General features: G+C 66.5%; 20 protein-coding genes and 1 pseudogene. 5 read left to right on the forward strand and 16 right to left on the reverse strand.

Annotated elements, in window-relative coordinates:
- Positions 1 to 9: 9 nt before the first annotated feature.
- The 3 genes from EBS_RS11060 to EBS_RS11070 all read right to left on the reverse strand — a co-directional run bounded on the left by EBS_RS11060 (position 10) and on the right by EBS_RS11070 (position 2,220).
- Entirely contained in the window at positions 10 to 750 is a 741-nt protein-coding gene (locus EBS_RS11060; RefSeq protein ID WP_043108724.1) for a TSUP family transporter, read from the reverse strand.
- Positions 751 to 874: 124 nt separating this feature from the next.
- A complete protein-coding gene (locus tag EBS_RS11065) occupies positions 875 to 1,420 on the reverse strand; it encodes a DUF1415 domain-containing protein (RefSeq protein WP_043108725.1) in 546 nt (181 codons plus the stop codon).
- Entirely contained in the window at positions 1,417 to 2,220 is an 804-nt protein-coding gene (locus EBS_RS11070) for an MOSC domain-containing protein (RefSeq protein ID WP_043108726.1), read from the reverse strand. Before EBS_RS11070 ends, EBS_RS11065 begins: the two co-directional genes overlap by 4 nt.
- Before the next feature lie 331 nt (positions 2,221 to 2,551).
- Between EBS_RS11070 and EBS_RS11075 the strand changes: the two genes are divergently transcribed.
- A complete protein-coding gene (locus EBS_RS11075; RefSeq protein ID WP_043109755.1) occupies positions 2,552 to 3,751 on the forward strand; it encodes an iron-containing alcohol dehydrogenase in 1,200 nt (399 codons plus the stop codon).
- 81 nt (positions 3,752 to 3,832) lie between these two features.
- On the opposite strand, the gene EBS_RS11080 is transcribed toward EBS_RS11075, so the two are convergent.
- Complete coding sequence (locus EBS_RS11080; RefSeq protein ID WP_052199543.1) at positions 3,833 to 4,348, reverse strand: Slp family lipoprotein; 516 nt, start codon at positions 4,346 to 4,348, stop codon at positions 3,833 to 3,835.
- Complete coding sequence (locus tag EBS_RS11085; RefSeq protein WP_043108727.1) at positions 4,345 to 4,872, reverse strand: Slp/YeaY family lipoprotein; 528 nt, start codon at positions 4,870 to 4,872, stop codon at positions 4,345 to 4,347. Before EBS_RS11085 ends, EBS_RS11080 begins: the two co-directional genes overlap by 4 nt.
- 101 nt (positions 4,873 to 4,973) lie before the next feature.
- Between EBS_RS11085 and EBS_RS11090 the strand changes: the two genes are divergently transcribed.
- From EBS_RS11090 to EBS_RS11100, 3 genes are read left to right on the forward strand one after another with little or no spacing between them, the layout of a single operon-like run.
- Positions 4,974 to 5,249 carry a YcgL domain-containing protein gene (locus EBS_RS11090; protein ID WP_043109758.1) on the forward strand — a complete coding sequence of 92 codons (276 nt, stop codon included), beginning with the start codon at positions 4,974 to 4,976 and terminating at the stop codon, positions 5,247 to 5,249.
- A 1-nt stretch (position 5,250) separates the two neighbouring features.
- Positions 5,251 to 6,462, forward strand: coding sequence for a phosphoserine phosphatase SerB (gene serB, locus EBS_RS11095; RefSeq protein WP_043108729.1), 1,212 nt, complete (start codon positions 5,251 to 5,253; stop codon positions 6,460 to 6,462).
- Positions 6,459 to 7,133, forward strand: a complete 675-nt coding sequence (locus EBS_RS11100; RefSeq protein WP_043108731.1) for a hypothetical protein — start codon at positions 6,459 to 6,461, stop codon at positions 7,131 to 7,133. Before serB ends, EBS_RS11100 begins: the two co-directional genes overlap by 4 nt.
- Before the next feature lie 25 nt (positions 7,134 to 7,158).
- Here EBS_RS11100 and EBS_RS11105 read toward each other — a convergent pair.
- The 5 genes and pseudogenes from EBS_RS11105 to EBS_RS14905 all read right to left on the reverse strand — a co-directional run bounded on the left by EBS_RS11105 (position 7,159) and on the right by EBS_RS14905 (position 10,481).
- Positions 7,159 to 8,110: pseudogene (locus tag EBS_RS11105) on the reverse strand (IS110 family RNA-guided transposase).
- Positions 8,111 to 8,380: 270 nt separating this feature from the next.
- Positions 8,381 to 8,656 (reverse strand): hypothetical protein, encoded by a 276-nt coding sequence (locus EBS_RS11110; RefSeq protein ID WP_043108732.1) that lies wholly within the window; start codon positions 8,654 to 8,656, stop codon positions 8,381 to 8,383.
- Positions 8,657 to 8,690: 34 nt separating this feature from the next.
- Positions 8,691 to 8,993 carry a PilZ domain-containing protein gene (locus tag EBS_RS11115; RefSeq protein ID WP_043108733.1) on the reverse strand — a complete coding sequence of 101 codons (303 nt, stop codon included), beginning with the start codon at positions 8,991 to 8,993 and terminating at the stop codon, positions 8,691 to 8,693.
- 71 nt (positions 8,994 to 9,064) lie between these two features.
- Complete coding sequence (locus EBS_RS14900) at positions 9,065 to 9,634, reverse strand: phosphohexomutase domain-containing protein (RefSeq protein ID WP_331711231.1); 570 nt, start codon at positions 9,632 to 9,634, stop codon at positions 9,065 to 9,067.
- Positions 9,573 to 10,481, reverse strand: coding sequence for a phosphohexomutase domain-containing protein (locus EBS_RS14905; protein WP_331711232.1), 909 nt, complete (start codon positions 10,479 to 10,481; stop codon positions 9,573 to 9,575). The genes EBS_RS14900 and EBS_RS14905 overlap by 62 nt, the downstream gene beginning before the upstream one ends.
- A gap of 755 nt (positions 10,482 to 11,236) precedes the next feature.
- Here EBS_RS14905 and EBS_RS13170 point away from each other — a divergent pair.
- A complete protein-coding gene (locus EBS_RS13170) occupies positions 11,237 to 11,572 on the forward strand; it encodes a hypothetical protein (RefSeq protein WP_148307747.1) in 336 nt (111 codons plus the stop codon).
- 92 nt (positions 11,573 to 11,664) lie between these two features.
- Here EBS_RS13170 and EBS_RS11130 read toward each other — a convergent pair whose 3' ends face one another.
- The 6 genes from EBS_RS11130 to EBS_RS11155 form a co-directional block, all read right to left on the reverse strand.
- On the reverse strand, positions 11,665 to 12,228 hold the full coding sequence (locus EBS_RS11130) for a transglycosylase SLT domain-containing protein (RefSeq protein ID WP_043108736.1): 564 nt from the start codon (positions 12,226 to 12,228) through the stop codon (positions 11,665 to 11,667).
- 10 nt (positions 12,229 to 12,238) lie between these two features.
- A complete protein-coding gene (locus EBS_RS11135) occupies positions 12,239 to 12,469 on the reverse strand; it encodes a DUF350 domain-containing protein (protein WP_052199545.1) in 231 nt (76 codons plus the stop codon).
- A gap of 205 nt (positions 12,470 to 12,674) precedes the next feature.
- A complete protein-coding gene (djlA, locus tag EBS_RS11140; RefSeq protein WP_043108737.1) occupies positions 12,675 to 13,484 on the reverse strand; it encodes a co-chaperone DjlA in 810 nt (269 codons plus the stop codon).
- A 9-nt stretch (positions 13,485 to 13,493) separates the two neighbouring features.
- Positions 13,494 to 14,153, reverse strand: coding sequence for a hypothetical protein (locus EBS_RS14090; RefSeq protein WP_043108739.1), 660 nt, complete (start codon positions 14,151 to 14,153; stop codon positions 13,494 to 13,496).
- A 365-nt stretch (positions 14,154 to 14,518) separates the two neighbouring features.
- Positions 14,519 to 14,854, reverse strand: a complete 336-nt coding sequence (locus EBS_RS11150) for a Rieske (2Fe-2S) protein (protein WP_043108740.1) — start codon at positions 14,852 to 14,854, stop codon at positions 14,519 to 14,521.
- Complete coding sequence (locus EBS_RS11155; RefSeq protein ID WP_043108742.1) at positions 14,851 to 15,699, reverse strand: PfkB family carbohydrate kinase; 849 nt, start codon at positions 15,697 to 15,699, stop codon at positions 14,851 to 14,853. Before EBS_RS11155 ends, EBS_RS11150 begins: the two co-directional genes overlap by 4 nt.
- Positions 15,700 to 15,712 lie beyond the last annotated feature (13 nt).

Consider the following 15,712-nt stretch of genomic DNA (forward strand, 5'->3'; position numbering starts at 1 on the left):
ACGGGCCTCCTACGGCAGGAACGGCATCCTCGCTACGAACATTCGGCCCAGGGACAGGCCGACCCCCAGCACCCGCCGCGTGCGCCGCGCGTCGCCATGCACCAGATGCTGGTGCGCACGCAGGCCGAGCAGGTGCCCCACCCCGGCCGGCAGCAACAACAGCGCCGCCCAACCGGCGTGCAGTTCCACCCCCACTGCCAGGAAGGCTGTCATCTTGATGCACACCAGCAGGAACCAGAGTACGAACAGGGTGTCGCGATAGCGGGTCATGGGCACCCGGCGAATGGCCACCGCCGCGATCAGCGGCGCCCCGACCAGTGAGGCCCCGCTCACGTAGCCTCCGAGCACCAGCAACAGGCGGTCGAACCACGGGGCATCCAGCGCCACCTGGCGCTGCACGATCCAGCTCACCGCGTACGCGGCGCTGATCGCAAACACGAAGATCACCATCCATTCGGTCGGCAGGCTGAGCAGGCCGATCACCCCGGCCAGCTTGGGTACGATCATCCACCCCATCGACCAGCGCACGAAACCCCAGTCGATATGATGCAGGCGTCCACCGGCCGTGATCGAGGTGAAGAACAACAGGTGCAGACCGATGATCGGCAGCCACAGCAGGGGCTCATCCTCGACCAGCAGCAACAACGGCAAGCCCAGTGCCGCGCCGCCGAAGCCGATGCCGGTGCGCACGAAACCCGACCAGAGAAAGATCAGCACGATCGCGGCCCACTGACCGACGCTGAAGTCCATGCCCGCTCCTGTCAATGAAAAGGGCGCATTGTGCCACGGAGACATCGCGCAGAGACCATGCCTGACTTGCCGGGTGCGCAAGGCACAGCCCCCTCCCCGCTTGTGGGGAGAGCCGGGGAGGGGTTCACCCCGGCTCCCTGCCGTCGCGCAGGGCACGGAGACGCGCAATGCCCAGTTCGCGCATGCGCTCGCGGTTGCGGCGCGGGATGGCGTCGGGGTCTTCCAGCGAGGCCACCGCGCGGCCGATGCTGTCCTCGCGCAACAGGTGGAACACCGGCACCGGTGCGCGGTTGGTCCAGTGCGAGTGATCGTCCGCTGCCTCGTCGGCGAAGCGGTAGTCGGGATGAAAGCTGGCGATCTGCAACACGCCTTCCAGCCCGGCCTCGGCCAGGGCCTGTTCCAGCACCGCCAGCATGTCCAGGTAGTCGGCGAAATCGCCCAGCGCGTCGGGCACTGCCAGCAGGGTGGTCTCCAGCTCGGCCGGGTCGGTCGCCAGCAGGCGTTCGACCTCTTCGAGGAAGGCGCGGTAGATGCCGTCGTCGTCGGCCGCCTCGCACACCGCGATGCGCACCCGGCCGGTAGCCCAGGGCGCGCTGGCGAAGGGACAGAGGCGCTCGCCGATCACCAGCCGCTCGACCCAGCGGCGCAACTGTTCTTCGGCATCGCTCATTCGAGCACTTCTACCGGCATGCCGACGGCCAGCTCACCACTGCCGTCGTGCAGCAGATTCTGGCCGAAATAGATCCGGTTATCCTCGCCGCGCCGGTACTGCATCAGCGTCTCGAGTACCCGTCCACGCTTCTCGCCGGTCTCCGGGTCCAGCCCGGGGATGGGGCAACGCGAGCAGGGCTTGACCACGCGAAAGGTGAGCCCACCGATGCGGATGCGTCGCCAGCCATCCTCGGCATGCGGCGCACAGCCGGAGACCACCAGATTGGGACGGAAGCGGCGCATGTCCACCGGCTCGTCGAGGCGCTGGTTGAGCGCGTCCAGTGCGGCCTGCGAGATCAACAGCAGCGGAAAGCCATCGGCGAAACCCACCTGGTCGTCGGCCTGCGCATAACGCGGATCGACCGGCCGCCGGGCGTCTTCGGGGAAGTGCACCAGCCGGCAGGGCTGGCCGAGAAAATCACTCAGCCAGGCATCGGCTGCCGGGTCCATGCCCTGGGCCTCGAGACGATCGTTCCAGACCTGCACGGACAGACGTTCTCTGGTGCCGGCGCGGGCCACGCGCAGCGGCGGTCTTCCCGGGGCATCGAACACCAGGGCATCGTCCTCCAGCGCAACGCCGATCTGCGCCATGCGCGGCTGCTGGCGCTGGGTGAGAAAACGCCCGCTCTCGTCCACCAGCATCCACTCGCGGTCGTGAACGGGACCACGCGGACCGATCGCCAGACGCTCGCACCCCTGACCGCGCAGGGACTTGACCGGGTACCGCCACAGGCCACTGAGGCTGAAGATCTCACTCATCGCTTCGTCCTTCGGCGAAATACTAAGACAACCATAATCAAAGCCACGCTCAGCGGGCTTCTGGGCGTTCCACCACAAGGCACGCCGGCGCAGGCACAGTCACTCTATGTCAAGTCGGCGTAACGCAGTGGGTGGACGCCCAGAAGCCCGCCCGCGGGGAGCGGCCCGGATGTCCCGGCTCTGCGTTGCGGCTCTTGGCAAGGGCTTGCCATTCCCTGCGAGCCGCGCCTTGATCAGGAACATCCGGGCGGCTCTGAGTGAGGCTTTGATTATGGTTGCCTTAGTATGCCCATGATACGCCGCCTCGGCTATCATGCGGACCATGTACGAGATGCTGCCCTTTCCCGTCACCTTCCAGGTCGCCCGACTGCCGGCCATCGACTTCGGCCCCGGCGCCATCGAACGCCTGCCCGAAGCGATCACCCATTTCGGGCAACGCGCCCTGCTGGTCACCGGCAAGCACTCTTTTCAGGGCACCCCGGCCTGGTTCGCCCTGCAAAAGGCCCTGCACCAGCGCCATGTCCGTTGGTGGCACCAGGTAGTGGCCGACGAGCCCTCGCCCGAACTGGTGGACCAGGCGGTGGCCGAGCACCGTGCGTATGACATCGAGGTGGTGGTGGGCATCGGCGGAGGCAGCACGCTGGACGCGGCCAAGGCCATCGCCGGCCTGCTGCGCACCGGCACCTCGGTGATGGACCACCTCGAGGGGGTGGGCCGCGGCCTGCCCTGGCCAGGGCCGGCAGTGTCCTTCATCGCGGTGCCCACCACCGCGGGCACCGGATCGGAAGCCACCAAGAACGCGGTGCTCTCGCGGCGCGGCGCGGACGGCTTCAAGAAGTCCTTCCGCGACGAGGGCCTGGTGGCGCGACTGGCGCTGGTCGACCCCGAACTGCTGGCCTCCTGCCCACAGGACCTGGTCGCCGCCAACGGCATGGATGCTTTCACCCAACTGCTCGAGTCCTGGGTCTCGCTGCGTGCCAGCACCTTCACCGACGGACTCGCGGCCAACGGCCTGCAGGCCTTCCGCGACGGCTTCTGGGCCGTGTGGCAGGATCCGGCCGGCGCCCCCGTCGAGGCCCGCGCGCGCCTGGCCTGGGCCTCGCTGGCATCGGGCATCACCCTGGCACAGGCCGGACTGGGCTCGGTGCACGGACTGGCCTCGCCGCTCGGTGCCTTCTTCCCCATCCCGCACGGGGTGGTCTGCGGCACCCTGGTAGCCGAGGCCACGCGGGTCAACATCGAGGCCCTGCGCCGGCGCGATCCGAACAGCCCGGCACTGGCCCGCTATGCCGAGGCCGGAGTGGTACTGGGCAACCGCCTCTACGGCAGCCCACAGGCCGCACAGGACGGGCTGGTCGAACAACTGCGCGAATGGACCGAACGCCTGGCCCTGCCGCGCCTGTCGGCCTTTGGCATGCGCGAGGAAGACATCCCCCGGGTGGTCGCCCACTGCCGTGGCGGCAGCATGCAGACCAATCCCATCCACCTCGAAGACGAGGAAGTCGCCGAGATCCTGTACGCGCGGCTGTGAGCGCACCTTCGGTCCGGGGACGGGCCTCCCAGGTGCAGGAGCGGCGTTCTCGCCGCGAACATTCGGCCTGCCAGCTCCGCCTCAGAGACCGATCTCCACGCCCAGCCCGACACCGACCGATACCCCGCCGCTGCCGCCACCAATGCCCAGGGTCATGCCGGGCCGCCAGCCCGCACCCTGCTGTTCGGGAAGCCAGACCTCCAGGCGTTCGGCCTTCAGGAGCGGCGGGCCGTCACGCACCCCCAGATAACGGCCATGCACGGTGACCGCCCGCCCTGGCGGAAACTCCCGGGGTTCGAGAAAGCGTTGTATCTCCACGAGGAAACGACCTGTCGCCGGCAATGCCGGCAAGGGCCGAGCCCGGACATCGAGCGGGTAGGCCTCGATCTCGATCCGGGTGCGTTCACGCAGATTGCGCACCGCGCGAATCAGCCCGCCCCACACGAGCGGAGCCTGCCGTGGCACATGCGCCTCTCCGCTGGACAGTCCGGCCGGGGTGGGTTGTTTCAGCAGGGCGGAATCGGGTCGCGGACGCGGCGTGCTGCAGGCAGCCAGCACAAGCACCACGCCAAGAAACAGGACGCCGGGATGCCTCACCAGCAGAAGCTCCCGGGATACGGTCTCGGCCCCCTGGGCCAGAGCGGATCGCAGTAGAAGGGGTCACGATGCCAGGGCGGCTCCTGCGGTGGCTGCCATGGCGGCCAGCGATGCGAGGCCTCGGCCCGCACCACGGGGTGCGCATAGGGATAGTCGCCCACCATCAGTACCTGTACGCCATCGAGCCGGCCACGCACCGTCAGGCGCTGCCCGGGCCGCCACTCGGCAGGGTCGAGAAAACCCTCGAAGCGCGCAATGAAGCGTTTCGCCTCGCCACCCTCGGGCTGTGGCTCGGCGTTGTCGAACAGCGGACGACGCAGCACTACCAGTTCGGTGTGATCGTCCCGGTTGTGCACCGACAGGATCTCGCCCCCCCAGCGCACCACCTGCCCCCGCAGGGCCAACGCATCCTCCTGGGCCTGCGCTACCGTGAGCGCTTCCCCCGGTGCCTGCAAGGCAGACGGCACCGTGGTGGCACAGGCCACCAGGCCCAGGGACAACAACAGGATGACGAGTGCCTTCATGACACCAGTATAGTTCCCGTAAGCGTGAACCGGCCGGCCAATGCACGCCCCACGTATATCAGACACCCCTTATAATGGCGCTTTTCCTGCCCGTGACGACCATGGCCGATACCCTCGACTGCTGGATCTACAAGAGTCCGCGCAAGGACGAGATGTACCTCTATGTGCCCGCCGAAGACGACTTCGAGGCGGTACCCGCCGCCCTGTTGGAACGCTTCGGCCAGCCGGTGTTCGTGATGCAGCTCGCGCTCAGCCCCGAGCGCCCCCTGGCGCGCGAGGATGTAAAACAGGTGATGAGCAACCTGCGCGAGCAGGGCTTCCACCTGCAGATGCCACCGAAGCTGGAACCCTACCTGTACCACGGCAACGAGGACTGAGATGCGCCCCATCCTGCTGCTCAACATCACCGGCCCCGACCATCCGGGGCTCACCGCCGAACTCGCCGCCCAGCTGGCGCGGCATGGCGTGAACGTGCTGGACATCGGCCAGGCGGTGATCCACGACCGGCTCAACCTGGGCATGCTGCTCGAGGTACCCGAGACCGAGGACGCCGCCATGCGCCGGGCCCTGCAACACATCGGTGACCAGCATGGCCTGCACGCCGAGTTCACGACCATCGCCCCGGACGACTACGAGCACTGGGTCGCCGCCGAGGGCCGACCGCGCTTCATCGCCACCCTGCTGGGACGCAAGCTCGGTGCGGCCAATATCGCCCACCTGGCCCAGGTGGCGGCATTGCATGGCCTGAACATCGACGGCATCACCCGCCTGTCGGGCCGCTTTTCGCTGCGCGCCGACGAGCCGCGCAAGCGCGCCTGCGTGGAGTTCTCCCTGCGCGGCGAGGTGGCCGATGAAGAGGCCCTGCGCCACGACCTGCTGGCGATCACCCGTGACGACGAGGTGGACGTGGCCTTCCAGCGCGACGACCTCTACCGCCGGCAGCGCCGGCTGGTGGTGTTCGACATGGACTCCACCCTGATCCAGTGCGAAGTGATCGACGAGCTGGCGCGCGCCGCCGGCACCTACGAGGAAGTGGCCGCCATCACCGAGGCGGCGATGCGCGGCGAGATCCCCTTCGACGAGAGCTTCCGCCGCCGCCTGGCCACCCTGGAGGGGCTGGAGGTCTCGGTGCTCGAACGCATCGCTCGCGAGTTGCCCATCACCGAAGGTGCCGACCGCCTGATCACTACCCTGAAGCGACTCGGCTACAAGGTGGGCATCCTCTCCGGCGGCTTCACCTATTTCGCCGAACACCTCAAGCAGCGCTGGGGGCTGGACTGTGTCTCAGCCAACGAGCTGGACATCGAGGACGGCCGGCTCACCGGCCGGGTGAAGGGCGAGATCGTCAACGGCGAGAAGAAGGCCGAGCTGCTGCAGCGCATGGCCCAGGCCCACGGCATCGACATGCGCCAGACCGTCGCGGTCGGTGACGGCGCCAACGACCTGCCCATGCTGTCGATCGCCGGCCTCGGCATCGCCTTCCACGCCAAACCCGTGGTGCGCGAGCGCGCACGCCACTCCATCTCCACCCTGGGACTGGACGGCATCCTCTACCTGCTGGGGGTACGTGACCGGGAGGTACCCGCATGAAGACCCTGCTCAGCCTGCTCGCCATCGTCGCCCTGGTGCTCGGCCTGTCGTGGTGGTTCGCACCCGAGCCCGACCCCGAACTGCTCACCCCTCGCACCGACCTGCCCTGGCAGATTCGCGTCAACCACGACGGCAGCCTGCACGTGTTCGACCTGGACATCGGCCACTCCACGCTCGCCGAGGCGATCGCCAAGTTCGGCCCGCCGGAACGCGCAGCGGTGTTCCAGCGCAAGGCGGGAGGCTTCGACCTGGAGGTCTATTTCGGCAAGGTACACTTCGGTCCGCTCACCGCACGGGTGGTGGTCAAACTGGCCGCCCCCGAAGACATGCTGCGCGTCCTGGCCGAGCAGGCCGACAAGCGCGAGGCCTCGCCCACCGGCGACTGGAAGTTCCCGCTGCGCGACGAGGTACTGTCCGAACTGGCGAATCACCCGGTGACCGCCATCAGCTATGTGCCCGGCACCCGCGGGCTGGACCAGGCCTTCTTTCTCGAACGCTTCGGCGAGCCGGCCGCCTGGCTGCCGGAACCGAACAGCGAAACGGCACGCAGCTGGTTCTATCCCGATCGCGGCCTGTCCATCCTGATCGACGACAAGGGCCCGGAGGTACTGGAATACGTGCGCCCGGCGGACTTCCGGCTACCTGACGGCGCCCGTCCCTACAAGGGCTAGGCGGGCCTCCTGGCCGTAGGAGATCCTATGTCTGCATGCAACGATTTCTTGGCCGATATTCGGTTTCATTTCGCAAGATGGCAAAAGCGACCCTGGCGAGCTTTCTGCCGAGGATGACCAGGGCCTGGACCGGCGCCAGGCCGCGGTCGAGATACCGCTGGTAGAAATCTCGCCAGGCCGGCGTTCGACACGCGCGCATGGCAGCAAGGTAGAGCAGGCGTCGCAACTCGGCGTTGCCTTTCTTGGTGAGCTTTCGTCGCCCACGCATCTGACCGGAATCATGCACGCGCACATCCATACCCAGGAAGGCGATAAAGGCGTCGGAGGAGCGGAATGAGCCGCGCTGAAAGGCGGTGACCAGGGCGGCGGCGGTGAGGGGGCCAAATGCCCTCGATGGCCTGCACACGCAAGGCCCTGTCTTTCCAGGCAGCTTTCTCGAGCCATTTCTGGATCTGCTGATCGATCTTTCTTTCAAGTGTCTTGAAGTGATCGAAGAGCGCCTGAATCTGTGGCTTGAGGCCTGGCAGATCAGCCAGGCTTTGTCGCAGTTTGGTCTTGGCCTGGACGATGACGGCACGCCGGTTGAGCAATCCCAGCAAGGTGGTATAGGCCTTGGGAGGCGGGCTCCAAGGGCGCAGGCTGTCGCGCTCATTGACCAGGTAACGGCGCAGCAGGCGAGCATCGGAGGTGTCGTTCTTGGCCCGGATGCCCACGCTGTCCCGATAACGACTCAAGCGGAAACCATCAATGAGATAGATCGTATGGCGGGCCTTGAAGGCGAGTTCGCACACCAGGAGGTGAAAGGTGCTGGTGGCCTCGAGGGCGATTTCGACCGGACCCGGTGGCAGCGAATCGAGCCAGGCGGCAATGGACTGACGGTCATTGGAAATCGACTGGACGGGGCCGTTGCTGTCATCACAGATATCCAGGCCCTGTTTGCTGACATCGATACCGATCAGCAGGGGTTGCACAGGCATTGCCATGATGTTTCCTCCCGACTAGTGTAGAGAGCAGGATTTGTCGGGGTTCACCCAAGGCGCTGGCTTGCGAAAATTGTCGGTCCGTATTGGCCGATAGATCCCTTATTGGCGCTGGGGTGAGGGCGGGACGATTTCTCCTACTGTCTGTACTCAAGGTCAAAGGTCAGATGCGGCGTTCGTCCCTCCGCCCCGACAGGTCCTTTCTGACCCATCGAGAGGAAACATACAAGCGGCGTCCTCGCCGCGAACGCAATATCAGGACCTGGCTCAGCCGCGGCGCACGCGCTCGTCCATCACCGCCTTGGCGCGGGTCCAGGCTTCGGATCCAACCTCGCCGGCAACCATCAGCTCGATCAGCGCATAGGCCAATTGCCGCTGTTCGACATCCAGATCACGCAACTTGTCGAGCTTGAACAGGTAAGGTAGCCCGACTTCGGATACTCGAGGGTGCTGACCAGGGCATACAGGGTCAGCGCCGCCCGCACCATGCGGCTCGCGCTCGATCAGCTCCACCACCGCCTGCAGGGTCTGTTCGGCGTCCATCTTCGCCCTCCGAAAAAAAACGCCGAGCCTACACCTATTCCAGGATCTGCTCCATGGCACAGCCCACGGCGAACTGGCCCTCGGTCTCGTTCACCGGGGTGCAGCGCAGCACCTTGACCCGGGCCTTCATGGGCGGCGTGATGTCCGAGGGTGGGTTGATCTCGATGGCCAGCACGGTGCCAGCCGGCACTGCCGTTTCCAGCCACATCAGTACCCCACCGCCGCTGAGGTTCTTGACGATGGCACCGGCCCGCCCGGGCTGGCCCTCGACGGCGAAACTGGCCGGGCAGTCGATGTCCATGCGCGGATAACAGCGCTGTTCCTTGTAATCCAGCATGCCTCCTCCTCGTGTAGGTCACGGCGGCCGACAGGCCGCTGCCACCTGTGGCGGCGAGATCTCCGGGAACTTTAGGAAGCCACTTCGGCTGATCGCCAGTCGGCCAGCAGGCGCATGCAGGCGGCATTGAGCTCCCGCGCACGCGCCGCGCTGGCCGCCTCGTTGTAACAGCGCAACTCCGGGGCATTGCCGGAGGGGCGCAGGTGTACGATCTCGCCATTGGCGAAGGTCAGGCGCAGGCCGTCGGTGTGATCGATCGCGGCCAACTCGCCCAGCCTCAGCGGGGCCAGCTCGGTCTCGATGCGCTGGCGCCCGCCGGCGGCCAGGGCGGCGATGCGCGCCTGCGCCTGTTGCGTGGGGAAGGCCTTCAGGCGGTCGCTGGCGGTGAACCGCGCGGGCAGGTTGGCGGTCAGCGCAGACAGGGGGCGCCCCTGGCGACGCGCCAGCAGCAATACCGCGATGGCGGCGATCGCGGCGTCGCGGGTCGGCAGGGCGGGCAGCACCCGCCCCTCGCACTCGAAGTCGTGCCAGGTGAGAAAACCGCCGTTGGCCTCGTAACCCACCACCTGTCGCGCGCCCTCATCGGCCAGTTCGCGCATGCCCGCGATCACGAAGGGCGAGCCGATGCGCCACCAGCGCACCCAGCACGTCACCGCGCAGCCACTCGCCGCGCTCGTCACCGATCAGCGGGCGGTCGCCATCGCCATCGGCCGAGACGATGAGATCGAAATCACGCTCGGCGGCCCATTCGCGTGCCAGCGCCACGTCCTCGACACGGATCGCCTCGGTGTCCACCGGCACGAAGGTCTCGCTGCGCCCGACCACCGTGACCTCGGCGCCCAGTCCCTCGAGGATCTCGCGCAACGGCTCGGCAGCCACCGAGGAGTGGGCATACAGCAACGTCCGCGTGCCGTCCAGGCAGCCAGGCGGAAAGAAGTCGAGATAGCGGGCCAGATATTCACGGTAGGCGGCGCCATCCACCGGCGACAGTTCGAAGGGTTGTTGCGCCATGCCGTGTTCATCGAACAGGGTACGCGGCAGCATCACCTGCTGTTCGCGGATCGTGATTTCGTCGTCCTTGAGGATCTCGCCGTCGGGCCGGTAGAACTTGATGCCGTTGCGATCGTCGGGGATATGACTGCCGGTGACCACCAGGCTGGCTATACCACGACGCAAGCCCAGGTTGGCGACTGCGGGCGTGGGCAAGGGACCACCGTGGATGGCGCGATAACCCAGATCGGAGACAGCGCGCAGGCAGGCGGCCATGATGCGCGGCGTGCTGGGACGGAGGTCACCGCCGATCAGCACCTCGTCACCGGGATGGATGGCGCCCTGCTTTTCGAGGTGCTGGAGGAAGGCAGTGGTGTAGGCGTAACAGACCCGGTCGGTCATGCACGCGGCCAGCCCGCGCGCGCCACTGGTGCCGAAGCCGACCCCACTGCGCTGCATCAGGTCGGCAATGGCCACCTGCTCGTTCTTGTCGGCCATGTAGAAATTCCGTGAAACACTCCGACGGCATTCTAGCAGGACGAAAAAGGGGCGCGGAAACCCCACGCCCCACTACGCTACGCGAGCGGCGACCGCCCGGAGCCTTTCGGTGAAGCCCTCGATACGCGCCTTGCGCTTGTCGAACAGCCCCTGTTCGGTGGGGCCGCACCGATCTTCTGGTCCCTGCCCCCTGCAGATACCGACTTGACCAGCAAGGCCGTCACCAACCCCAGGGTCGTCCTATGCCTTTCGTTTCCCCTCGAATCTCACGCGACGACATCATCGTCCGCGTAGCCAGACAACGACGAAAAACGGCCTTCCACGCTATCAGCGACGCGCCCAGCGAACAGCGGTGTGGAGTAGAATGGCCTGCGTCACCCACGGACCAAGGGAAGCGCCCATGAACCCGCTCCACCGATTCGCCCTGTTGCTCGCCCTGCTCGGCTCCGCGGCGGTGGCCGGCGACGGTTTCCGTATCATGGACGAGGCCGAGATGGCCCGTCACAAGGCACAGCTGGACACCCTCCAGGGACAGGCTCGCGAGGACTATCGCAACCAGGTCTGGCAGGCGCTGCGCCAGCGCGCGCGCACACGGCTACCGGATGCCCGAGAGCCCGCCCTGGACCGCGCGCCAGCCCGCCCAGGCGGCGCAGGCAGAACCTGCCCCCCCGCCGCAGCAGACGGAGGCCCCCTCCCCCGGGAGCAGTCCAGCAGACAGCTCACAGGCAACGGCCGAGGCCACAATACAGCAACGGGTGGAGAAGCACCGGCGGCTGATCGAACAGGCTGCCGCTCAGGAAGCAACAGCACCGCCAGGCAATGCGCAAGCCAGTGCATCGGTCGCCACCCGGGAGTACCAACAACAGATGCGGGAGCGCTTCGAGCGTTTCATGGCGCAGCGACGCGCCCGCCAGGAGCAGGCCAGGCAGCAACGGGAACAGGCCCGTGCGCGACGCGAGGCCGCCCGCCGACAGCGCGAGCAACAGCGCCGGCAACCCACCTGGCCACCGGGCTATCCGCCGCAGCATCCCCCGGCCTGGGGCTACCCGCCTGCGCCGCCGACCGCGGCGCGACCTGGCTACTGGTACTGAGCCGGGGCGAGAGCAGTCGGGACGCATCCCGAGCCGCAGTCCCCCCTGACAAGGTCGAGATACCCGTTCCGGGTCTCAGCAACGGTGCGGGTTCAGGGAGCCAGGTCCATCAGGCGCTGGATGCGTGCCACGTAGGCGCGCGTCTCCGGCGGCGCGAAAGGGGCCACGTGCTCCCAGCGGCGGATCTTGTCGCGCTTCCTGCGCGCCCGGCTGTAGGACTTGAGGATACGACCGTAACCGGCGTTGTAGCTGGCAAAGGTGAATTTCAGGCGGTCACCGGTGTTCAGGTCCAGCTTGCGCTTCCACTTCCGGTAGAGCTGACGGTCGTAGAAGATCGCGGCCGCGATGTTCCAGCGCGGTTCGCTGATGTCCTGGATGAGCGGGTTCTTGCGGCGAATCTCGCGGTAGGTCGAGGGCAGGATCTGCATGATGCCGACAGCACCAGCCAGGCTGCGTGCCCGGGGATTCAGGCCGGACTCGGCGATGCCCTGCGCCTTGAACCAGCGCCAGTCCACGTGCGGTCCGAAATAGTGCTTGGTGTACTTGCGGAACAGACGGTCGTAAGTATCCGGCCAGTGGCGATGATCCACGTGCTTCTCGGTGCCGGCCCAGGCCAGCACCGGGATCAGCAACAGCCAGCCCCATGAACGCCACATGGCCGTGCGCTCAGTTGAGTCCCAGTCCGATCACCAGCCCCATGGCCGTGCCGATACCGATGAACATGCCCATGATCATCAACCCCACCGCCTGATTGCCTTTGGAGAGCTGTTCGGGAATCGAGAAGTTGACGATATGGCTGAATACCTTGCAGCCCAGCCACATGAACAGCAGGGTGAGAAGGCCACCCATGCAGGCATAAAGGATGTTCAGGACCAGCGGGTCGATGCCGTCGCTCATGTCGCCTCCGGAAAATTGCCTGATCGAGCCGACATGCTGAGACAACCCCAAGTAAAGCGACCCTCAGCGGGTCTCAGGGCGTCCACCGGGAGCGCTCTGAGCATTGCTTTACTTGGGGTTGTCTCAGTACCTTCCGCCCGAAAACCGACCTCGAGAATAGGTGTTCGCCCCGGTGCATTCAAGCCCGCGACCGAATCCCTGTCACCTATTTGAGGCCCCGTTCGCGCCGGATGCGCTCCCAGGCCTGCTTGATCTCGTGGGTTTTCTGCGCGGCCAGGCGCATCATCTCTTCCGGCAACCCTTTCGACACCAGCTTGTCGGGGTGATGCTGACTGAGCAAGCGGCGATAGGCCTTTTTCACTTCCGCATCACTGGCCTGCGGGTCCACGCCCAGGATCTCGTAGGCACGCGCCAGATCCGGTTCGCCGGTATCGGGTTGCGTGCGCCCGGCGCCCCCTTGCCAGGCCCCGCCTGCCGCGGCGCCGATCATGGCCTGCAAGCGCCGATAGTCCGCCTCGGGGACGCCCAGCAGGTGACAGATACGCAGCAGCAGGGCGTCCTCGGCGGTGTCCAGGTGGCCGTCGGCAAAGGCGGCCTGCAACTGGATCTCGAGGAACATCTGGATCAGGGTGGTGCGCCGGTGGCATTCACTGCGGAACTGGCGCACCACCTCCTCGAGCGGGAAATCGGGTTTCTTGCCCTCGTTGAACAGTCGGATGGCGGTCTTGCGCATCTCGGACGACAGGTCCATCTGTGCCATCACCGACTCGGCCAGGCGGATTTCCTCGGGTGAGACCCTGCCGTCGGCCTTGGCCACCGCCCCCATCACGCTGAAGGTCGCGGTGAAGAAGGCGGTCTGCACCCGCTCGCGCTCGCCGGCATCGAAACCCTGATCGGGCACACCGGCCAGGCCCTTGTCGAAATTGTGCCCCAGGGCCACCCCCAGCACGGCCCCCAGGGGACCGCCGAGCATGTAGCCCAGTGCACCGCCAACCAGCTTGCCCCACCAGCTCATGATCCCCCCTCAGCCCTTCAGATATTCCTCGTCGCGGAACGACCAGATCCATTGTGGCCGAAAACCGATCAGCACGGTGACGATGGCACCGTTGAGGAAGGCCTCGGGAAACAGCATCAGCGGCACCAGCGACACCACCCCGTCGCGCAACGCCGCCCAGGGATGCCCGGCGAGCAACAGCAGGATCACGGTGGCGGCCACCATCACCACCGACATCAGGGCGCCGCAGAAAAAGGCGTTGATAAACACGTAAACGAAGAAATGCTTGGGGAGGAAGGCACGCGCCAGCCCCAGTACCACCTGGGTCATGGAGGCCGGCACCACGACCAGAACCCAGAGCGTGGGCAATATCGACGCCCAATCGTGCACCCCTGCGCCGGCCAGCGCCAGTTGCGCCACCGCGCCGCCCAGCAGCGCCAGCGACCACCCCCAGGCCAGGGTGAGAAACACCATTCCCCCCAGATGCCAGACGATGCCCGGCTGAATGTCGGTACGCAACAGCCAGAGCACCATCAGGGTGACGATACCGCCGAAATAGGCCCCGGAGACCGACTCGCGTTGCAGGCGCGAAAAATCGGCCCAGCGCCAGGCCAGGCCATAGACCGGCACCAGCAACAGGCCCAACACCCACAGCAGGGTCGATGAAAAGAGTTGCGCGGACAATTCCATGAGCAGTTGCTGAATTGCCAATATTGAAAACGGCAGTGTAAACCACCATCCCGATCTGCGGAAACGGCGCGTGACCGGCGGCGGTCTCTTGATCAAGAAAGCCTTTCGCGTGCCGTCAAGCACACTAAAAGCAGTAATCCGGAGGTGCAGCATGATCACACAATACGACATGGGCACAGGCCAGCCGATCGAGTTCCCCGGACAGCGCAGGAACCGAGAGGCACCCATCACGCTGGATGCACGCATCACCCCGGCTGTAGCGCTGCAAGCCCGGGAGGAGGAGCCCGCGCAGCGGGGCCTGCCAGCCGACCTGCTCACGGCCGATGCCGGCAGTTTCGTGAGCACACAGTCCCCGGCGCTACCGCTCAGTCTGCGGCCAACTCCACCTGCACTCGTCCCTCGCGCACCGCGACCGGCAGGGCCTGCAGAGACTGGTTGACGCAGGGGCCGCGCAGGCAGAGGCCGTCACGCACCCGAAACAGGGCCCCGTGAATGGCGCACTGGATAAAGCTGTTGTCCATGTCGAGGAACTGGTGCGGCTGCCATTCCAGGGGGGCCCCGGTATGCGGGCAACGATTGCGGTAGGCGCGCACCTCTCCGTCCTTGCGGACCACGAAGAAGGCCTGGCCTTCGTGATCGAACCCCCGGGCCCCGGGGTCGGGGATGGCCTCCAGCGGGCCGGCATCGAACCAACGGCTCATGTCGCCAGCTCCAGCCCCGGCCGCCCGCACTGCTCGCCGGCCAGGCGCACTGCGCAGGCCAGCGCCAGATCCAGGTCATCGAACATGGCCAGGCCGTGCAGCATCCCGGCGTTGAACACGTCACCCGCTCCCAAGGTATCGACTACCTCCGGCGGCAAATGCGCCGGCAGGTACCGAACCTCCCCTTCGCCATCGCGCGCCCAGGCCCCGTGTTGCCCCCAGGTGCAGGTCGCCACCACCCCGCTGGGCAGCGAACGCAGGAATTCGGCAGGGTCGGCATGGCCATGGTGCCGCAGGTAATGGTGCGAGAACAGCAGCAGATCGGCCTGCCCGAACAGGGCCTCGATGCCCTCACGCGGCTTCTCGACCTCGAGCGAGACCGGTACCCCGGCCTCTCGCACCCGGCGAATCATCACCTGGAGCTGATCGACCGCCCGTCCCTCGAAATGCACGCGGTCGAAAGCGCCCGGATCGAGCGTCACGAAGGCTGCCGCCGAATACTCGGGCAGGTCGCGGTAGTGAACGATGGTACGACTGCCGCTCCCGGCGAGGGTGATGCAGGAAACGGGGAGATCATGGCCGGGAATACGGCAGGCCGACGCATGCGCCACCCCGTGACGATCGAAGGTCCGTTCGGCGAGCCGACTGGCCGGTCCCTCACCCAGGTTGCCTGTCCAGCTCACCTGGTGGCCCAGTTGCGCCAGCACCACTGCGGTATTGGCGGCATTGCCACCGGTACGCCAGGACTGTGCGCTGGCACGCACCTCATCGTCCTCGGCGGGGTAGCGTTCGACGTGACTGACGATATCGAGCGTGGCGATGCCCACGCACAGTATGCGGGCCATGGAAGTTCCGGTC

Origin of the sequence: endosymbiont of unidentified scaly snail isolate Monju (genome assembly GCF_000801295.1) — a bacterium.
Lineage (GTDB): Bacteria > Pseudomonadota > Gammaproteobacteria > Chromatiales > Chromatiaceae > MONJU.

Coding starts and splice junctions, on each gene's coding strand:
- EBS_RS11100 (WP_043108731.1), top strand. CDS start 6,459: ATGAAGACCCTGCTCAGCCTGCTCGCCATCGTCGCCCTGGTGCTCGGC.
- EBS_RS11065 (WP_043108725.1), bottom strand. CDS start 1,420: ATGAGCGATGCCGAAGAACAGTTGCGCCGCTGGGTCGAGCGGCTGGTG.
- EBS_RS11155 (WP_043108742.1), bottom strand. CDS start 15,699: ATGGCCCGCATACTGTGCGTGGGCATCGCCACGCTCGATATCGTCAGT.
- EBS_RS11085 (WP_043108727.1), bottom strand. CDS start 4,872: ATGAAGGCACTCGTCATCCTGTTGTTGTCCCTGGGCCTGGTGGCCTGT.
- EBS_RS11130 (WP_043108736.1), bottom strand. CDS start 12,228: ATGTGGCGTTCATGGGGCTGGCTGTTGCTGATCCCGGTGCTGGCCTGG.
- EBS_RS11115 (WP_043108733.1), bottom strand. CDS start 8,993: ATGCTGGATTACAAGGAACAGCGCTGTTATCCGCGCATGGACATCGAC.
- EBS_RS11150 (WP_043108740.1), bottom strand. CDS start 14,854: ATGAGCCGTTGGTTCGATGCCGGCCCGCTGGAGGCCATCCCCGACCCC.
- EBS_RS11110 (WP_043108732.1), bottom strand. CDS start 8,656: ATGGACGCCGAACAGACCCTGCAGGCGGTGGTGGAGCTGATCGAGCGC.
- EBS_RS11060 (WP_043108724.1), bottom strand. CDS start 750: ATGGACTTCAGCGTCGGTCAGTGGGCCGCGATCGTGCTGATCTTTCTC.
- EBS_RS11135 (WP_052199545.1), bottom strand. CDS start 12,469: ATGAGCGACGGCATCGACCCGCTGGTCCTGAACATCCTTTATGCCTGC.
- djlA (WP_043108737.1), bottom strand. CDS start 13,484: ATGAGCTGGTGGGGCAAGCTGGTTGGCGGTGCACTGGGCTACATGCTC.
- EBS_RS14905 (WP_331711232.1), bottom strand. CDS start 10,481: ATGGCCGACAAGAACGAGCAGGTGGCCATTGCCGACCTGATGCAGCGC.
- EBS_RS11070 (WP_043108726.1), bottom strand. CDS start 2,220: ATGAGTGAGATCTTCAGCCTCAGTGGCCTGTGGCGGTACCCGGTCAAG.
- EBS_RS11075 (WP_043109755.1), top strand. CDS start 2,552: ATGCTGCCCTTTCCCGTCACCTTCCAGGTCGCCCGACTGCCGGCCATC.
- serB (WP_043108729.1), top strand. CDS start 5,251: ATGCGCCCCATCCTGCTGCTCAACATCACCGGCCCCGACCATCCGGGG.
- EBS_RS14090 (WP_043108739.1), bottom strand. CDS start 14,153: ATGGAATTGTCCGCGCAACTCTTTTCATCGACCCTGCTGTGGGTGTTG.
- EBS_RS11090 (WP_043109758.1), top strand. CDS start 4,974: ATGGCCGATACCCTCGACTGCTGGATCTACAAGAGTCCGCGCAAGGAC.